This window comes from Desulfothermus naphthae, assembly GCF_054657475.1.
Window position 1 is genome coordinate 1,138,904 of sequence record NZ_BAAHYQ010000001.1, and the last position, 18,043, is coordinate 1,156,946.

Annotated in this window: 24 protein-coding genes; all 24 read right to left on the reverse strand. The window is 35.6% G+C overall.

Going from position 1 to position 18,043, the window contains the following annotated elements; all coding sequences use genetic code 11:
* Positions 1-8 precede the first annotated feature (8 nt).
* The 24 genes from ACYQ1E_RS05470 to ACYQ1E_RS05585 all read right to left on the reverse strand — a co-directional run bounded on the left by ACYQ1E_RS05470 (position 9) and on the right by ACYQ1E_RS05585 (position 18,040).
* Positions 9-305, reverse strand: coding sequence for a hypothetical protein (locus ACYQ1E_RS05470; protein WP_459876260.1), 297 nt, complete (start codon positions 303-305; stop codon positions 9-11).
* The gene (locus ACYQ1E_RS05475; RefSeq protein ID WP_459876262.1) at positions 302-784 is read right to left on the reverse strand and encodes a hypothetical protein; all 483 of its coding nucleotides are present in this window, start codon (positions 782-784) and stop codon (positions 302-304) included. Before ACYQ1E_RS05475 ends, ACYQ1E_RS05470 begins: the two co-directional genes overlap by 4 nt.
* A complete protein-coding gene (locus ACYQ1E_RS05480; RefSeq protein WP_459876264.1) occupies positions 781-1,101 on the reverse strand; it encodes a hypothetical protein in 321 nt (106 codons plus the stop codon). The genes ACYQ1E_RS05475 and ACYQ1E_RS05480 overlap by 4 nt, the downstream gene beginning before the upstream one ends.
* A 1-nt stretch (position 1,102) precedes the next feature.
* Entirely contained in the window at positions 1,103-1,264 is a 162-nt protein-coding gene (locus tag ACYQ1E_RS05485; protein WP_459876265.1) for a hypothetical protein, read from the reverse strand.
* A 14-nt stretch (positions 1,265-1,278) separates the two neighbouring features.
* Complete coding sequence (locus ACYQ1E_RS05490) at positions 1,279-1,590, reverse strand: hypothetical protein (RefSeq protein WP_459876268.1); 312 nt, start codon at positions 1,588-1,590, stop codon at positions 1,279-1,281.
* 132 nt (positions 1,591-1,722) lie between these two features.
* Positions 1,723-2,751, reverse strand: a complete 1,029-nt coding sequence (locus ACYQ1E_RS05495) for a major capsid protein (RefSeq protein ID WP_459876271.1) — start codon at positions 2,749-2,751, stop codon at positions 1,723-1,725.
* Between the two features lie 20 nt (positions 2,752-2,771).
* Positions 2,772-3,143, reverse strand: a complete 372-nt coding sequence (locus ACYQ1E_RS05500) for a head decoration protein (protein ID WP_459876274.1) — start codon at positions 3,141-3,143, stop codon at positions 2,772-2,774.
* Between the two features lie 14 nt (positions 3,144-3,157).
* On the reverse strand, positions 3,158-4,195 hold the full coding sequence (locus ACYQ1E_RS05505) for a hypothetical protein (RefSeq protein ID WP_459876277.1): 1,038 nt from the start codon (positions 4,193-4,195) through the stop codon (positions 3,158-3,160).
* Positions 4,182-5,690, reverse strand: coding sequence for a phage portal protein (locus ACYQ1E_RS05510; RefSeq protein ID WP_459876279.1), 1,509 nt, complete (start codon positions 5,688-5,690; stop codon positions 4,182-4,184). Before ACYQ1E_RS05510 ends, ACYQ1E_RS05505 begins: the two co-directional genes overlap by 14 nt.
* Positions 5,687-5,890 (reverse strand): hypothetical protein, encoded by a 204-nt coding sequence (locus ACYQ1E_RS05515; protein ID WP_459876281.1) that lies wholly within the window; start codon positions 5,888-5,890, stop codon positions 5,687-5,689. The genes ACYQ1E_RS05510 and ACYQ1E_RS05515 overlap by 4 nt, the downstream gene beginning before the upstream one ends.
* Positions 5,891-6,053: 163 nt before the next feature.
* Positions 6,054-7,808 (reverse strand): DUF2326 domain-containing protein, encoded by a 1,755-nt coding sequence (locus ACYQ1E_RS05520; RefSeq protein ID WP_459876283.1) that lies wholly within the window; start codon positions 7,806-7,808, stop codon positions 6,054-6,056.
* Entirely contained in the window at positions 7,805-8,056 is a 252-nt protein-coding gene (locus tag ACYQ1E_RS05525; RefSeq protein WP_459876286.1) for an ABC-three component system middle component 8, read from the reverse strand. Before ACYQ1E_RS05525 ends, ACYQ1E_RS05520 begins: the two co-directional genes overlap by 4 nt.
* The gene (locus tag ACYQ1E_RS05530) at positions 8,053-8,997 is read right to left on the reverse strand and encodes an ABC-three component system protein (protein WP_459876289.1); all 945 of its coding nucleotides are present in this window, start codon (positions 8,995-8,997) and stop codon (positions 8,053-8,055) included. The genes ACYQ1E_RS05525 and ACYQ1E_RS05530 overlap by 4 nt, the downstream gene beginning before the upstream one ends.
* Positions 8,998-9,092: 95 nt before the next feature.
* Positions 9,093-9,434, reverse strand: coding sequence for a helix-turn-helix domain-containing protein (locus ACYQ1E_RS05535; protein WP_459876292.1), 342 nt, complete (start codon positions 9,432-9,434; stop codon positions 9,093-9,095).
* 2 nt (positions 9,435-9,436) lie between these two features.
* Positions 9,437-9,853 (reverse strand): type II toxin-antitoxin system RelE/ParE family toxin, encoded by a 417-nt coding sequence (locus tag ACYQ1E_RS05540; protein WP_459876295.1) that lies wholly within the window; start codon positions 9,851-9,853, stop codon positions 9,437-9,439.
* A 79-nt stretch (positions 9,854-9,932) separates the two neighbouring features.
* The gene (locus ACYQ1E_RS05545; RefSeq protein WP_459876297.1) at positions 9,933-10,136 is read right to left on the reverse strand and encodes a helix-turn-helix domain-containing protein; all 204 of its coding nucleotides are present in this window, start codon (positions 10,134-10,136) and stop codon (positions 9,933-9,935) included.
* Positions 10,127-12,070 carry a terminase gpA endonuclease subunit gene (locus ACYQ1E_RS05550; protein ID WP_459876300.1) on the reverse strand — a complete coding sequence of 648 codons (1,944 nt, stop codon included), beginning with the start codon at positions 12,068-12,070 and terminating at the stop codon, positions 10,127-10,129. The genes ACYQ1E_RS05545 and ACYQ1E_RS05550 overlap by 10 nt, the downstream gene beginning before the upstream one ends.
* A 142-nt stretch (positions 12,071-12,212) precedes the next feature.
* Positions 12,213-14,024 (reverse strand): IS1634 family transposase, encoded by a 1,812-nt coding sequence (locus ACYQ1E_RS05555; protein WP_459874731.1) that lies wholly within the window; start codon positions 14,022-14,024, stop codon positions 12,213-12,215.
* 87 nt (positions 14,025-14,111) lie between these two features.
* Positions 14,112-14,567, reverse strand: a complete 456-nt coding sequence (locus tag ACYQ1E_RS05560; protein WP_459876303.1) for a hypothetical protein — start codon at positions 14,565-14,567, stop codon at positions 14,112-14,114.
* Positions 14,568-14,790: 223 nt separating this feature from the next.
* The gene (locus ACYQ1E_RS05565) at positions 14,791-15,381 is read right to left on the reverse strand and encodes a phage tail protein (protein ID WP_459876306.1); all 591 of its coding nucleotides are present in this window, start codon (positions 15,379-15,381) and stop codon (positions 14,791-14,793) included.
* Entirely contained in the window at positions 15,371-15,637 is a 267-nt protein-coding gene (locus tag ACYQ1E_RS05570) for a hypothetical protein (RefSeq protein ID WP_459876309.1), read from the reverse strand. Before ACYQ1E_RS05570 ends, ACYQ1E_RS05565 begins: the two co-directional genes overlap by 11 nt.
* Before the next feature lie 182 nt (positions 15,638-15,819).
* Positions 15,820-16,233: a RusA family crossover junction endodeoxyribonuclease gene (locus ACYQ1E_RS05575; protein WP_459876312.1), complete on the reverse strand. Its 414-nt coding sequence runs from the start codon at positions 16,231-16,233 to the stop codon at positions 15,820-15,822.
* Positions 16,230-16,706, reverse strand: coding sequence for a hypothetical protein (locus tag ACYQ1E_RS05580; protein WP_459876314.1), 477 nt, complete (start codon positions 16,704-16,706; stop codon positions 16,230-16,232). The genes ACYQ1E_RS05575 and ACYQ1E_RS05580 overlap by 4 nt, the downstream gene beginning before the upstream one ends.
* Entirely contained in the window at positions 16,697-18,040 is a 1,344-nt protein-coding gene (locus ACYQ1E_RS05585) for a hypothetical protein (protein ID WP_459876317.1), read from the reverse strand. Before ACYQ1E_RS05585 ends, ACYQ1E_RS05580 begins: the two co-directional genes overlap by 10 nt.
* Between the last annotated feature and the right edge of the window lie 3 nt (positions 18,041-18,043).

Genomic DNA, 18,043 nt, shown 5'->3' on the forward strand with positions numbered 1-18,043 from the left:
ATCACTCCTTATAAGTAATTATATGATTCTCTATTATCCCACACTTTATCAAAATCTGCTGTGCCTTCTGCAAAGAGCACAGCAATTAAATTCCCGTTTGCGTCATACTCATATTTTTCTATTTTCCACACGGGATCAGATGTAGAAGATCCAGGGTCTGCTTCCCCTTTGTATATAACATTTCCATTCGCATCGTATTCAAGTCGAAGGGTTTTACCAACAGTACTTGCACTTCCACTTGTTGTGCGCAAAGATTGAGATTGTTCATCAAAAACCCTATTAAAAATTTCTTGTGAAAGCTTCACGAGTCTCTCCTTTCACGTAATTTAATATTTGCTTTCTCAAATTGAAAATATACTGGATATTGTCTCAGTGGAGCATTTTCACTGATGCTTGGAATTTCTTCTTCCACAAATTCTATAGGAGCAACTACATTTTTGCTTATTTCTTGTCTTATTAGCTGAGCCAACTGATCTATTTCTAATATTCCAGAATAAATAAGCCCTTTCCCATCATCTTGAATGTCTGCCTGATAAATACAAATAAAAATATAAAAATCGCATTCTATCTCTCTCAAAGTATTGTCATTTTGCAATTTTGCTTTGCCTCTATCTAATAAGATATATGGACAGTTGTTTATTTCAGGCAAATCTCTCTCGTCTGCTCCCAAAAAGACTTTTATTTCTTTGGTGTATTTCTGGAAACAAAAATCTTGTATGGCCTCGCTGTTTATAATTGCATTTCTTATGTCCAATAATATCTCTGTAATCAATTTCTCATTCATGGTCTTGGCCTTACCACATCATAACAAATTAATTCCCATAATCCTCCGACCTTATTTCTCCTTTCAACCTCCCATCTGTCTGCAATAATATCATGAGGATAAACCATTTCCAGTCCCTTTTCTTCTATTTCTTTTGCCGATACATATATTGTAGCTTTAGATTCAACAGAAAGTTCTTCTTGTGAATCTAAACTACCTTCTAAAATCAAAGCTGTTATTTGATATTCTACATCGTTTCTTTTATAAGAAACAGTTTTGCCTAAATCACTAAATAGAACATCATTAACATCAGCGTTCCATATATCTTCTAATATCATCTTAAACCTTATCTAAATCTATTATAACTTTATCAGAAAGACCTGTTTTCTCTACTGCTATCTTTAGCGCCTCTACGACTTCACCTACAGTGATTTTTTTATCCTGCGAAGCCTGTTTAAAATGCATAATTTCTGCAAAAATGATATTCATTATATTCTCCATTTTTATCCTCCTCATTAGTGTTTTATTAAAAATGCCAAAAGTTGAGGCAATATTCCTGCCGATGCTCCAATAACACCTGCCACTGCATACACAGCCGACAATTTGTTTTCTAATTTACGCACCCTTTCTTCTAAACCACTATACTGCTTGTCTATACCGTCAAAACATCTATCTATCTGGTCAAATCTTCTTGTGCCATTTTGCAAACGTTCCTCTATTTTCCCAAACTCAACCTTTATCTCCATCATCATTCTTTGAAGGCAGTCCTGGCCTTCTTTCAATTCATGGATACTGGTGATTAATTGCTCCAGCCGATCATCGCTCATTTACAAACCTCACTTTTTTATTAGGTTCTATGTTCTATGTTCTATGTTTAATGTTCTATGTTCTAAGTTCTAGGTTTCTTAAACGTTGAACGTTGAACTTTGAACGTTGAACTTTAAATTAGGTTCTACGTTCTACGATGTAACGGTTGCATAAACGATAGCTGCTGGACGTCTCACCACAGGTAATGGTCTTGTCTCCAGCTTGACCCATACGCCTGAAGGATCTTCTTCTTCCCATATCTTTCTAAAGATAAAATCGCTCATAGGCTGATTTGAGCCAACTCCACCTTTTGCCTTAAGGTCAATTACTGGAGCATATGGACAATCAAATACATCATTTGTCTTAAGCTGCGCTACCAGCACAAAAGCATTTTCTGGAATATATGGGACGCTATTACCATTTTTATCTGTAAATGTGGCGTTATATTCTTCAATAGTGACACCAACCAGTCGTTCCACATCTCCCTGTTCTGCCATTCTGGCTCCTCTCTGATACTGCAATAATTTTAGAACCGCATCATTTTTTAGAAGTGCATTCATGGCCTTTTGACCACAAATAGCCTCATAACCAACCACAGGTGCTTTGACATCCTTTTCAATCAGGGCCTTCCAGTCTCTTATGTCCTCTATTGGATTACTGGAAGCATCTGTCCAATCCGTTGTTGGCAAATGAGAAGATGGCATGTTGTAATCAACTAGCACAGTTGAAAGATCAGCATCATAAATCTTTCCCTTTAGTGCCCTAGATGCCCAGAATTCCAGTGTTGTTTCTATCTTGGCCATCACTGAGTTTTGCAATTCCCTTTCAAATTTCTGCTGGAAGGTTTCTCTGGCTTTTCTTGCACCAAACTGACTTGCTATTGTTGCAACTCTGTTAAATTCTGCTGCTGCAAAAAAGGTCTTTGGGGCCAACCTGGGTGCTATGACTGTAATTGCCTTTCTATTCCCTTTATCTACAATCTGTGCAGGTTCAAAAATAGACAAGTTCTTTAACAACCCAGGGCTGCCTTCATAAATATCAAAGGTTATTTTATCGCTATCAGCAAAAGATAGATTTGGTCTAAAATATCTATCAAACAATTTTGTATTTTGTGGCTGTATATTAAAAATTGTCTTCCTAAGTGCCACTATAAAAAAATTGCTATCCATTGCTACTGGCATTTCCTTTTCCCCCTTTTTGTTTATTCAACGATTATCCCCCTATCCTGAAGTTGCAGGATAGCTGCATTTTTCTGATCATCAGTAATACCATCAGGCCAGATTAAATCAGACAATCTATATTTACCTACAAAAAATGCCTGAGCATTTACATCATTACTAGAGGCATCTACGTCCTCAACTAGAATAGCTCTGGCTATTTCTGTCCCATTAGAGGCAGAAGGGTCTAATTGCTTGTATTTGTATGTAGAAGTATTTATTCCGAGCACTGTTCCACGCTTCAGCTTTCCTGCCCCTGAAGCTATGGTTATTTGCTTTGCCAGGTGAGTTTCACTTGCGATTAAAATACTTAGTTCAGGCATTTCTTCTGTTGTTATTCCTAAAGTTCCAGCCATTTTCCCCTCCTCTTTTATTCTTGCTTATTGTCTTTACCTAACCAATTATCTACAGCTTCCTCTAATTCATCTTTTTTGCTTTTGTTTGTATCGTTGGTTTCGTTTTTTTCTTCTTTTCCAAAACCTACAGTAGGTGGATCGCTCTCCTTAAAATTATTCAGAACATCCTCTTTTTTCTGCGCTATCTTCTCTTTAAAGTCCTGATTCAATTGTTTAACTGCCTCTTCAACTGAAGTTCCTTCTTCAACGAGTTTTTTCACCAGCTCCTCTTGCCCTTCAAAAGCTGCTGACTGAATATCCAAAATCCTCTGCCTTTCCTGAGCTATTGCCTCTTGTGCGAGCTTGTTGCATAGCTCAGGATACTGCTCCTTTAATTGTTCTATGCTTTCTATTGACACTTTTTCACCCTCCTTTTCTTCGTGATTAGAATTAAAAACTTCTATTTCCAGACTTTGTTTATCTGAATCAGCAAAGGCTTTTGCCTCGGTATGCTTATCCGCCCCCAGGACACAAAAGGAACACTCTCTTAAAACAGATTGTCTAAAAATTGTTCCTGGACCTCTTAATATTTTACCATTAACTTCTGCTGATCCACCTGGTTCTACTTTCTCTATTGATAATGGCGGGATATACATACTGGCCTGCCAGGGGAAACCTTTGCGAGAAAGCTTGACAACTTCCTGTCCGTCTTCTGTGTCTTCCAGAATATAACCTTTAACCTTAACTTTTCCCTCTTTTGCTTTAATTTCCTTTGTGTATCCAACGATTCTATCTGACTCATGGTCTCTTAAAACAGGTAGTTCCTGTTTGTATATGTCTATTCCTTCTACATCTATCGCCAGATTTCCCCACCACCAATGATTGGGGATTATCTCTCCAGAGTAGACCGTCATTTCAAATGGAATACCTGGAGTGTCGTCGTCTTCATTTTTTTCGCTTAAAGCAAAAGAACAGCTAAGAGTTTCACCAAGTCTAAGCGCATCCTTTGGAACGCTGAGAAATTGTTTCTCGCCTTTCTTTTCTGTTCTTGTTTTATTATTATTTTCCCCCATTTTGTTTTCCTCCAAATATAGGATATTCCAGACCTAACTCTTGCCTTTTCTCCTGTTCTCTTTTTTGCTGTTCCAAAAGTTCTTCCCAGTCTTTGCCTTCTTCTGCTGCAATATCTGCAAGGGTTGTTGTCCCATACATAAGATTGGTCTTTTTGGCGTTTGACTCTTTAAGAGGATCTACAGAGCGCCATCCAGGCGGTGTCCAGTTGGCATTGCAATATTCATCTTTCTTTTCCAAAAAATCATAAACTGGGAATAAATTCTTTGCCCAGGCTTCCTCTAAGACGAGCTCCAAAACAGGCTGGCAAAAGTAATCTATAAGCCAGACCTGCCAGTATTTAAATAACTTAATCGCTTCGTTAATTGCAGCTCTAGCACTGGAATAGTTTGTCTTGGAGAAATCTTTCATTACCAGCTCATAAGGAAGTCCAAGACTGGCTCCAATTTCTCTTACTATCTGCTCAATAAACTTATCTAAATTAGGATTGGGCCTTTTGGGATCAGCAACCACAACATCTTCACCAGGCCTGAGATATTCAATCATCCCAGGATAAAATTGTTCCACCCTTTTAGAATCCTCTTCCTCAGTGGCCCTTATTTGATAGAAAGGAGCATTTTCAGATTTAATAAAAGCAGCAAAACAAGCAGCTATCCTTGCGGCAACTACTTCTGCCTCTCTATATCTGGACAGGTCATACATAAGGTTTAAAATTGGAGTAAACCAGGGCTCGCCTCTTGTCTGGCCTGGTCTGAGTTGCCAGTAAAGATGATAAACTAAAGGCTCACCTTTTTCGTCTCTAGCTGGGATGGTAACAAATTCCTGGTTATTATCTGAGGCGTCTCCAGGATGTGTTTTTAAGATGTAATATTTTACAGGCTCTCCATCTTTATTAAGCTCAATTCCCCGTCTTATGTCTTTTGATTTAGAAGCATTTGGTGGCGTTTCAACTCTATCTGCTTCTACAATCTCAAAACACAGACCTAAAGGAGCATAAGGCCTTTCACGATAATGTCTTACTAAAAAAATTTCGCCATCTTCTAAAATTTTGCGGATAATTAGGTGTTGAATTTCTCTAAAATGGAGTCTGGCTGTAAGGTCTAAATATTTTGAGTGCTTTTTCCAAATTTTTTTAATTTGATATTCAAGTTCTGTCTTTTGGTCAGGTGATAGACCCAGTCTTTTTTCATTGAGCTGAGGATAATAAGAAATTCCATGTCCAACTATATGGGTTGTAAAAGTATTTAATATCCCAGAGATTATTCCATTGTTACGCCTAAGCTCCCTGCTTTGATTCCGTAACACATCCAGAACAGGGAGAAGTTCACTGTCAGCAGATTCAGAAGCTCCAAGCACCCAATCAGTTCTTAAACGGTTTGCCAGTGCTGATTGATAGGATAAAATATAACGTGCAGCCTTCCGCTTTTGTCCGTAAATAGGGGCAAAAACACAAATAGCATTATCTATAAAATTTTCTATTTTTTTGACAATCTTCACAGTTTAGCCAGGCTCCTGGTTTTGCCTTCTAAAATGGCTATTTGCATCTGAAGGTTTGCCACTTCTTGTCTGAGTTCTTTAAGATTGCGCTCAACCCTGACTGAGCCAATCTCATAAGTGGCAGCCTCTTCGGCCTTTTCTAACCGTGCCTTTGTGCGTTCTAATTTGTCTTTGAGTTCTGCTAAATCTAGGTATGACATATTGCATATATATCAAAGGCAAAGTGATAAGTCTGGGGTTTTTATGGGGTTTGTGGGGTTTTTGGTTTTTGTAGGGTTTTTTTAATCCCCCCTGAGAAGACCAGGGGGGATGGATGGATTCTAGAAAACTAAGACAAATCTTGAGGCATTAGGGGTATGTTTATTAAAAACTGGCTAAAAATAACTTGCCACTGTCATCCTTATCATTCAGCTTTAAACAAATATCTTCTTTGGCAATAATATCTTGATTACCCTTTGGCAAATCAGAATCTATCAAGGTTAAAATATACTGAATATTATATTTTTTGCATATATTTTTTATAAAATTAATGTATCTAACTTTAATTCTATCATCCAGCCCCTCAAAAACTCCATCGTGATAAACAAATCTATAAAAAGACTTATTTGAATAATGAATAAGTAAGGCTAAATCAAAAGCTACACATAAAAGTTTCTTATATGTTGTTCCTTGCGATTCTGATGTTTTTATTAAATCATTTGGATTTTGATAATCAGCAGAAAATTCAATATTGCCCTTCTTGTTTAATTTTAAAGAAATTAAAGCATTTGTATCTAAAATATTCTTTAAAATTGAGTTAAATATTTTATTAATGTTAGAGTGCTTTCTCTCTGATATTTCCTTTTTTAATTTTTCAATTTTTTGTTTAAGTAATTCTCTTTTTTTCTCTATTTCTTTTTCTAATAGCAAGGATTTATCAATTGATCTAAGTTTATCCTTTATTCTTTCTATCTCTACTTTAATTTGTGTAAGTTTTCTTTGATATTCTTTAAACTTTTGATAACTATCCTTTTGGACCAACAACGATAACAAATTACTTTTTTCTTCCTCTAATGCTTTTATCTTTGCATCTACTTCTTTATATTCGTCTTTTAATCTTTGTAAATTTTGGGAAAGATATTTCTTTCTTTCTAAAGTTATTGTCTTTTGAAATTTAATTAATTCTTCATAACTTTTCTTTAGTTCTGTTGGGAAATAAATATTTAGCTCACTAAATAAGGTATTTATTTCATCTATATCAACATCATCAATGATATTTTCTAAGGACCTATTAATTTTATCTATTTCAAAGGATATTCTATATCTATCAGTATTGAGAGCTTGTAGTTTATTGTCAATTTGTTCTACTAAAATTTTATTTGTTTCCAAATCCTCTCTATAAAAATTAAATTTATCAATTAATTTTTCAACTTCTAACAACTCACTTTGTTTAATTTCTAGCAGTCCTTCAAGTTTATCTTTTTCAGAAGTATCTATTTGGGCCTCAGATTCAAGAATTTGAAGTTTTTTTTCTAATTCTTTGATCTCTTCTTCTATTTTTAACTTTTCTTCTATTAAGTCACTATTAAATCCTAACAATTCAAAAACAAAAGGTTTCCAGTTTTTGTCCTTGCCTTTGAACTTATTTAACTTAAAAACATCTAAATAATCTTGCTGAGTTCTCAAAAAATATGTGATAGACTTTCTGAAATTCCATTTTTGAAGAACATCAAAAGATAGATACTGATTTAATTGTTTTTTAGCTTTTTCAAAGGCTAAATTTTCAACATCCCACTTAATATTAGTTATAAACCCTTTAAGTTTGCTATTGTTAAGTTTGAAAGAAATCTTAGTTGGTGCATCTACGCTACGTTTTATTATTAAATATTTTCCATTATTTAATTTAAATTCTCCGTAAAAAACTTGACCAGTGAATATATCATTGCTGAATAATTTATCTTGTTTCTTATTAATCTTTGATAATAACAAAAAATCAATTACTCTAATTAATGAAGTCTTCCCAAGATTATGAGTATCTTTCTTTTTATTACTTGCAATGAAAGCGACTACAGCATTGAAATTTTCATTAAATTCAATGTTTTTAAAATTTTTATTCGCATATATTTTACTTATCTTCATTGTTCATTATTTCCATTAATCAATGTGATTGCATCTAATTCCTTTATATACTGAATTTTGTCTAAAGCATATAGAAAGGTTAAAGAGATATTAATATTATTTTTTACCTCTTTTCCTAATTCATCAACTAATAAATTCACAAGGTCATCAAGTTTAATGATATTTTCTTTTTTTAAGTGAATTAATATCTTACTAGCAATATATAAGATTGAATATTTTATATTTGTATGCTTTGTTGGAGTAATCATATTTTATGTCCCTTTTTCACTTCTTCTCCAATATCGCAATAGTAATACATATAATGTAAAAATAAGCGAACTAATCTACGATTATCCTTTAATTCGGGACTACTATTTAAAACAAAGTTATATAAATATTCTAGTATAAATTCAAATTTATCATATTGTTCTCTATGTAAAGATATTATAGCATTTATATCATCAATAGTATTTAAGTATTTATTTTTAAACTCTTTATTAATTGGATTTTTTAGAAATCCTTCTATTTGTTGAAAATAGATTAAATTCTTTTTTATTACATTATCAAAATAATTTTTACTTAATCTATTTAATTCATTTTTTTTCTCTATATCAACTCTTTTAATTTCTTTTAATACTTTACTTATTGTTTCTTTATTACTTTGGATGCTTTTGTTAAATGCATTTATAATTATCTTTAAATCACTTTCATCAAATTGAAGAGGTAAAAGCAGTTTATTTAAATCAGCAATTTTTGCTATCTCTGGATATTCCTCTAACCATAGATATATTTTTTCAAGACCAATAACCCTATTTTCTATTGATACTGCTTCCTCTAAAAATTTTTCTATTTTAGCCTCTTGAATACCACTTAACTTTCTGTTTGTAAAAAGTAAGTAATAATCAATTTCTCCATTCTTTTTGAGTTTCCTTATTGATGGAACAACATCATTTTTTAAAATGCTTTTAAAATCAGGATCAGAACAACTAGCATTTGGTCTTTGTGTATGCTTGGCCTGGATGATTATTTTCCCATCCCAAGGCTCAGATTCGCTTGGAAAACAGTTTGCTTTTCCTCTAAATTTAGCGTCTTTTCCACCGTCTTTACCCACTGAAAAGTTAATGGTTCCCATTCCTAAAATTCTTTCACAAATTAAAACGACAAGGTCTTCAAATTCCTTATCTGTTAAATTTTCGAGTGGATATTTCATATTGTTTTAAAGATTCCTCAATGTCAAAATTAAGCCCAACATTTCCTTGTTTTGAGCTTTGTTAGTCATAACTTTCTGCCTTTTTTAATAAAACTTTACTTTTCAGCACCCATTATTCTGACTTCCTTTCTTCTCTTAAAAGAAGAAATGATATCAATGCTTTGTTCAGGAACAATCTTTATATGTAAATTAGAATTAAGCGCTCTTGTTAATTTTACCATTGTATCAATTGTGAAGTTTATATTTCCCCTAAGTATTCTAGAAACATATGCTTCGGTAACACCTAATTTTCTAGCAAATTCTTTCTGTGTTATGTTAGATTCTTGCATCAGTTTGTATATCTGGACTATAAAATCTAATTTTGTTTGCTCAGCTATATAAGAATCAGTTTTTTTAATCTCTTTAAAAAAATTTTTGATTCTTTTTATCTTTTTCATCGTTAGTCCTCATCGTCTATAACTATTAATTTATCATTTCTTTTAGCAGTAAAATACTGTTGCTTTAATTTGATTGCCCGCTCCTTCTCTTTTCGTGGTGTTTTTTGCCCTTTTTTTATAAAAATGTTAGTGCATATAATAACCCTCCCTTCATCATAAAACCATAATAAACGTAACCTGCCAGATGTAAACTGCCAAATGCTATTCTCTTTATCCACTTGATGAGAAATTTCAGTTGGGAAACATCTTGGACCTTCGGGAGTCTTTGCTGCCCTGTCTAAAATAGCAACCATTTTTACTACATCTCTTTCAAAATTTTGACTCAAAAACTCCATCTCTTCTAGGACTTCACACCTATCAGCACTTGAACCAATTCCATATATTTTCCATATTTCATTCTCTATTAAAAACAAGTACATTCAACTTAACCCAGAAGTTAATTTTTTTTCTAAAAAAAAGCAAGTGTTTTTAAAATGATATTTTATGCATTATTATTTTTCAAGCTTCAATCACCCTCTCCAAACTTTTCTTTTTTACAAACCACCTTCCGCCTATTTTTATGCCTTCCAGTTTGTCTTCTTTGATCCATCTCCTAATGGTCTCCTCGCTTCTATTCATTTTTCTTGCAAGGATAGACACTTCAATTAGCTCTCTTGTTCTGAGCTTTTCACAAACTTCTTCAAAAGTCATATTTAAAGCCAATTTGTAGTCCTCCCAAGCCATGTTTGGTGTGTAACTAATGCCCCAGCCTTATTCGCTGTTCTGGGGCTGGCCTCTTGCCTGTTTTTTGTCTCTATTTGTATTGGTTTACTCAAGACCTCAATTCCACCCAGCCATTCTGCATCAACACAAGCCATTGCATATATTTCACAATCAAGGGCATGGTTCTCTCTATTGACCTTTACCCACTTTTCTTTCCCTGTCTTGCTATCTCTTCTTTTCTCCTCAGATAAAAGCTGTTTCATATACTTATCAGACACGTCCCTATGGAATAAAAAGGCCCCTGGTTCATCAGACTTTAGCTTTAGCCTATAATGCAAAGCTTCTTTAAAGGCATCGGTATCAATCAAAAAGAGAGTCAAACCGCCAATTAAAGCCTTTCCTGATGGTAATTTATCTATAACTGTCATCTTTACTCTTTTTGCCCCTTTGTGGCTCTGACCTTTGACACCAAATACAACTCCTCTACTATTGTGCCTCAGCCAATCATAAATCGCTTCTGTCATTGTAAAGCCCTGATCAAGAGCAGTTCCCCCTGTATCTATTGCAGCTCTCCAAACTCGCATTCGCTCCTCACTCCCTTCCACAGGATAAGTTCTGTTGAAAATAATCTCTTCCAAGTCCTTGAAAGACGGAGCTAAGCCAAATTCTACTAGTTGGCTTGTCTTGTCCCGTTTCCATGCCCTTACAACAAAATAAAATCCATAAGCCTGAGTATCTATTCCCATGGTCAAACAAATGGTGCCTTTTGGGACTAACCGTGGTGGAAGATTAGTTCTGTTTGTTTTTAAAATCTCAACTGGATCCACCTTAACAACAGGAGGTTCTTCCCATTCCTTTGCCAGCCAGCCGTTTACAAATACCCTATGCCTTGCAGGATCATCTTTGACCTTTAAATATTTCACCACCACATCGCCAAAAAGGAGAAAAGGGGAATATAGGCTGGAAATCCAAAATCCAAGACTTTCAGCATGTCTATTTGGTTTAGATCCATCCATCCTGGCCCATGTTCCATCTTTCAACATCCTGTTTTTATGCTGGTCTGTTATTTTTTCTTTGCAATGAATACATTCATAGTAGGCACTATCTCGTATTAAACGCATTACGCCTTCATTTTTCCCCTTTTTCTCTAACTCTTTATCCCATCTGAGTTGCTCAAACTCCAATACCTGGTAACTTCCACAATGAGGACATGGGACCCAATAAGTCAGCTTTTCCTCACAGTCCTCAAAAAACCTGCTGATTGTTCCTTCTTTAACGGTTGGAGAAGATGTCAAAACCGTCTTTTTTGTGTACATGAAGGTCTTTTGCCTCTCCATTGCCAGCTCTACCGGATCCCCTTCTTCCTTAGCATAGGTTGGATACCTTGCTACCTCATCACAAAAAACATACTCAATAGGAGTGCTGGCCAAAGACCCTGGGGACTGAGCACTTGCCAAATAAATAACACAATCGTGAAAATGCATCTCTTCAAGCTTAAATTTGTCTGCACTTGGATGTTTTTTGTCCCTAAGCCTGGGACAAGACTCTATCATCGGTTGAATTCTGGTTGTAGAAACCTTTTTAAGCGTCTTCTCTGTATCATAAACTATCAAAACAGGCCCTGGACTTTCATCTATAACCCACCCCAGACTGTTCAAAATAACTTCTGTCTTTCCAAGCTGGGTACCCCATTTTAAAACAATCATGCGAACCTTTGGATCTGAGAATGCGTCCATGACCTCCCTTAGATAAGGGACCCGTGAAGTCTTCCATCTCCCTGGCTCAGAGCTGGCAAGTCTGCTCAAAATCCTGTATTTATCCGCCCATTTGCTTACTTTTCTGCAAATGCCAGGACGCCAGGAATGCCAAATATCCTGTAAAAGCTCATTATCAGGTCTTAAGCTTGTTTTGGATCGACTTAAAACTTGCGCCATCCGCTAATCCTTCTAAAATTTCATCAACCATTTTTTGTAAAGCTTCCACCTGCTCCGCTGGACTTAACCCAAGTTTGTCACTTTTTTTTGTAAGATATTGTAATTATTGAATTCAATCATCTTTTTCTTCACTACAAATTTATCAATTAATTTTTAAAATGCTAGATAAAGGCTTTAAAGGAAGTTCCAGGGCATTATATATCTCCAGTTGAAAAGATTCTAATTCTGTTATTTGTCTCAGATGGATTGTTTTACCTTCCTGGGTTATCATAGTGGTGGTTACTCTAATTATGGTACTTAACTCTCTTCTTATTGTTTCCCATAATTTTGAAATCCCTCTTTGTCTCAATCTCCTTTGAATAACACAAAGCAGATGATAAGCTAATATGGTTAAAAAAATATGACCTGTTATTCGTTTATCTATTCTATGATAGATTGGTCTTAATTTTAGTTCACTCTTTAAGCTCCTGAATGATGCTTCTACATTTGAAAGAAGATTGTAAATCTCCCATAATTCCTTATTACTTAGCTCTGTCCTGGAAGTTCTAAGTTTGTACGCTCCTGAAAATCTTACATGAAGTTTGTCTTTATCTCTTACTCTCCAGCAAATATCCACTGCTTTGCCATTCTCTTCCTTTACTTTAATCTCATAAAATTGCGACACACTGCTGTATTTCTCTTTTATTCTTCCTATCCTCTCCAGTACCTTCGGATAACTTTTGATTCCTACTTTTCTTGTAAGAGATTGCTTGAGCCTTTGTAAATCTTTTTCCAGGCGCAGTTGAATACGATTTTTTATTGCCTCTTCCTTTTTGGCCCTACCGCTACTTTTACAATATAAAAATACCTCTTCAGGCTCTTCTACTCGTATCGCATATACTTTGCCACTATTACTCTCATGAACTATACTTTCTTCACCTGAGGGAAGTTCTTTTACTCGTCGTCTGTCTACACATATATAATCAAGTCCTTTGGCTCTGATTAGTTTTAAATTCTCTTCTGTGGCTATACCTGCATCTATAACTACTGTAAGCTTGCCTGTAAGCGATCTTGGAGAATTTATAAAAAAATCATCTAAAATCTTCTCCAGTGTTGAGGCTTCCGACACATTACCAGGAAAAATCCTGCTGGCCTTGGGAAAACCATCTTCATCAAGTATTATACCTACTGTCACTAATGGCCTATCATTTCGTTTCTCCTTAGATAGACCTCTCTTTGACAATTCTGAGCTTGTAACCTTCCCCTCAAAATATGTATTAGTCAGATCATATAAAATAAGCTGTTCTCCAAGACCAAAAAGTTCTCTTTCTCTTTTTACCACCTTCTCTTCTATAGCTTCTTTATTGGCTATCAGCTTGTCCAGAGTCCTATATAAACTGGATAGCGATACCACTTTTGCATCAATATTCATTACCTCATCAAGCCCACTTAACCGGTGAAACCATTTATGAATTTCCCTCTCACTCCCACAATTTATCAGACTCCCAACTATAAGAACTTTTGCTCTATCTATATCCTTTCTATTAAAACCTATTTCCTTTAAAATTTTTGTAATCATAAGTTTATCATATGCCCAGGCCCCTACAACTTCTGCTCCAACACATCTGACATCTTCGTTTTTTACTGAAGCAACATCAACCATCTTCCAATGAGCCTCATGTTTTGTTTTCTCCTCACTCTTTTGAAGAGCTTTTTTTCTTATTAAACCTGCAAAACGTCTTGCAGGTTTTTCAATTTTTTCAGGGACTTTTAATAACGACAATTGTCCTTTTAATAATTCCTCAATTCTATTAGCAAGAAATTTTAACTCCTCCCTGGACAGATCCAGTTTTCCAAGGTTTAAAATAGTTCTCTGCCTGGGACCATCAGGGGTTCTGTAAGATTCTACTAATTGATGGTAGAAATAAGTTTTTCCAGATTTGGGATCGGTTTTTCTAACTTTGCGGATAAACATAGGTAAGGATTATATCAAATCGGTTTTTCTTTGTCAAGATGCGAAATATTTTTTCTACCACTACATTCAGTTTTTAAAAAATTTAATTCAATAATTCCAACAGATTATAGCATTTTGCATCACAAAATCAACCAAATTTTTTATAAAAATCTTATTATTTTGACAAACTTGGGTTAAATTTTTCAACACTCCTGGAGCCTTTTTGGGCAATAATAAAAAGGCCCTTTTGGTAATAGCTATCAGCTCAGCCAGGGCATGTTCCACTTTGTCACGTGGAATCAGCTCTTTTTTGAGCCTTTTGACCTCTAGTTCCACTTTATCACCTCGAGCCTTTTCATAACGCAATCGTTCTTCCTGTAAGGTTGGCTCATTTTCATTAAGCGGTGTGTAAATGTTCTCCAACCACCACTGCAAAAATTTTTTAAGGTCCCACTTGCCCCTTCCAATTTGTGCCGACTCTGCCCCTAACCTCTTCCATGTGGTTATAGTCCTCTGGGAAACATCAAAAAGCTCAGCCAGGTCCTTAGTGGATATTACAAACATATTGTCTTTCCTCTAACCCCTTGATATTTGAAGGACTTTTTTGGCCAAAATTTTGACAAAACCTGCGCCACGTTGTGCCGTAACCTGACCCTCCCCAGGAAGGACCCGTCTTTGCATAATCTCTGATTTTGCATACTTTGCCCTATATTTACCTTGCACATTTTGTTATCTTTAAGTTTTAGTTTGTCGTCAATATTTTGACACATTCTTTTTTTTTGCCGTGTTACTTTTTTGTTAGATAATATTCATAATTATGCCAAAACTCTTTTTGGAAAACTTCTTCTATTTTTTGCTTTATGTCAGGCCAAATTTCAGGGGACTGGAAAAGCTGGGGAAATGTTACGTTTTGTGTTACTAATTTAGATATTGGTAACCAACGCTTGGTTTTTCTTTGATAGACATGGCCGCCACCCCAGGACTTTAGTTTCACTGGTATATATTTCCCCCCTTTTTGTTTGATTGGAAGATAACCACCGATAAAGGCAGATTTAATAAGCTTTCTGGGCTCTGTTTTTTTAATTCTCAATGTGACACCCTTTTTTGTTTGTCTAGCTCCAAAGTATTTGAAAGGAATAGGACCGCCTGAAATATGTATAATTGCTTCAGTGTTGTTTTTTGTGGCTCTTCTAATTTTTGTGGACCTCTTTATATCTCCTGCTTTGATATTGTATATAGAGCGAATTTTTTTACTCCCGTATGTAATAGCAGAATTAGCAGCCCTGTTTAACGCTCTGGATACAGCCTTATTAATCACATCAGCATTTAACATAGTCTCTATTTTAGACAATCCATCAATTTTTAAATTAATCTCCATTTTTAACTCCTTTTCTAGGATAGATTTTTTGTATAACAAAACTACCATTTGTTTTTTGAATTTTAAAAACTATCTCACCTTTACTGTTTAGTTCAGGTTCACAGGGCCAGCTTTGAGTATAAATAACGCCCCATTCACCATGGGGGTATGAGAATTTACCAGGTTTAAAGAGTTGGTCTTTAGTCCAACCATGGGATAATAATTTAACCAGATTTGCTTTAACCCATTTTTTTGCTTTAGGATTTGGCTTTATCATGCTATTACCGTCTTATCTTTTTAACCAATTGAAATTATTGACTCTGACCTCTCACGCATTCATAAACGGCTTTATTTTGCATTTTTGGGTCGCATGCATATATAACATTTTTTTTCTTTAAAAGAGAAATTTGAGGCCATTCTGTTTGCGTGAGGCATATTTTTGGCATATGTTCATGTCCCTTAATTTGCTTCACTGACTTCTATCTCCCATCTGGGGTTTGAGTCATAAAATTTTCTTACGATTAAACCGACTATCTGCTTGTCATCCTGCCAGAAGATTTTATTCATGGTGTCCAGGACTTGTTTCGCCAGGTTGTCAATGTCAGGTTTTTTAGCTGGTCTAATTTCGTTGTTTTGAGCTGCTATTTTTTTCCATTTAGGCCAGCTTGAAGGAATGGGTAAATAAGCGTCTATTTTGACATTAAGCGCTTGAGTAAAAGGTTTTTCTGGTCTATGCTGGTAGAGAAAATAAAGAATTTTACTCTCTTCTTGCTTTTGCTTGGAAGATTTATAAGCCTTATGAAAGCGTCCAATACGAGTAAATCTTGGCCTTTGCTGGCCTGTTGGCTCGATTGGCAGAATAATTTTTATCAAAACGGCGCCTCCTCAAGTTCTTCAAAGTTTGCAAATTCTTCACTTTCATCATTTTTTTCTTGCCTTACGGAACTAGCTGGGTTAATATCGAATCTATCAGCTAGTTCACGGATTTTTTCCTGGATTTTGCGGATCCAGGAAAGGGCTCTCTCTGGATTTCCAGAGGGAGCTTCTTTTTTTGCCAGGTCAATTTGGTAAGCAGGGTCGTCTATAACCGCATAGGATATTTCAAGCTCCCCTTGTTGAGTAATGCCAGTGATATAAATGCCATTATCTCGCAGCTCTTGATATATTTTGCCTAATTTTTCTCTTTTTTCAGCAGGAAATTCTTTTGCCAATCTTTTTTCCCTTAAATCAGGGTCTGAGGTGCCATAGTAGATCTTTGCATGTTTTTTTAACGAGTCAAAATTTTTACCAGCTATGTCTCTAAGAGACTTAGCGTTTTTGTAGAGTGGTGGCCTTGTTAGTAACATGCAGCCATCCTCCTTTCACGAGTTTTAACATACGGGCCATAAACCGACTCTAGCTGCCTTCGCCTTCCTTCACACATGGGGGCGATTAATTCTTTCATCAGGTCTATAGGCTCATGATTTGATTTATCTTTTGCTTTATCTGGCCTTTTAAACTCTAATGGCTCTCGCCGTTGTTTAGGCTTTTTTTGCGGTTGAGAACCAGGGGGGTCAGAGTGAGTTGCCTTTTTTTGCTCCTCTTTTTGCTGTTTTTTTCGCTCTTCCTCTTCCAGTATTTTTTTAGCTTTAGCAAGAATATCAGGTGGGACGGTTCTAATATCCATATCGCCAGCCAGCATATTTCGGGCAACTGCTTCTGGAGTGGCATCATTGAACTCAACCAGGTCTTTCCACTTGATTGGCGCGTTATTGTAAGCTTGCATCTCATCTTCATCGTCATAGTTGCCTTCCAGGACTTTTGAAAAATTGATTGACGTTTTAACAATCCAGTCAAAGGTTCCCCGAAATCCTCGGTCGTTATCGCCATTTAAAAAACTCGATCGTGTGGCTTTTTCAAAGAGTTGTTCCCAAATTGCCAGGTCTGGAAACTCTCTCCACCTTGCTCTGAGATGCTTGCCTCTAGAGGATCCAGGATTAAGTGCAACAAGCTTGGGTAAAGCTGACAAATTAGCCTCCACTTTTTCATTCCAGAGGTCTTTGATTTTCTTAAATGGAACAGAAACAGAGTGAGAAGAGGAAGGGGGGTCGGGTGGCGGAGTGAGTTCCACTTCGTCAGGAGTGGAACTAACCCTATCGTCAGATAGGGTATTTTTATCTTCTGTTTCTGTTTCTGTTTTTGTTTCTGTTTCTGTATAAGGGAAGCCTTCCGAAAGGCTTTTGAAAGGCTTTTGAAAGGCTTCCGAAAGGCTTCCGAAAGCCTTCTTAAAGGCTTCATTAAAAGGTTTAGGTAAGTGTTTAATAAAATTTTTAACTATATGATAATATTCAGTTTTTAAAGGAGAAGGTGGCAATTCTTCCCATAGATTTGCCCAACTTTTTAGTACATTTGGAGATTGAGGCGGATTGTATTTTACAAACCCTGGAATAAGGATTACTTGATACCTTTCATCATACTTTACCAAACCTTTTTGAGAGACTTCATAAAAGGCTTTCCGATATCTCTGAATAGGCCATCTTTTTTCTGCTGCTAATGCTTCTAAAGTTATTTTATAACAACCAATAGAATTACTAAACGGAGTAGTAAGGATATGAATAAAAACTAGCTGGGCATCATCGCTTAAAAAGGGGAACTTGTCATCGTTCCATATAAGACAATGAATTTGTCTATAACGACTCATAAT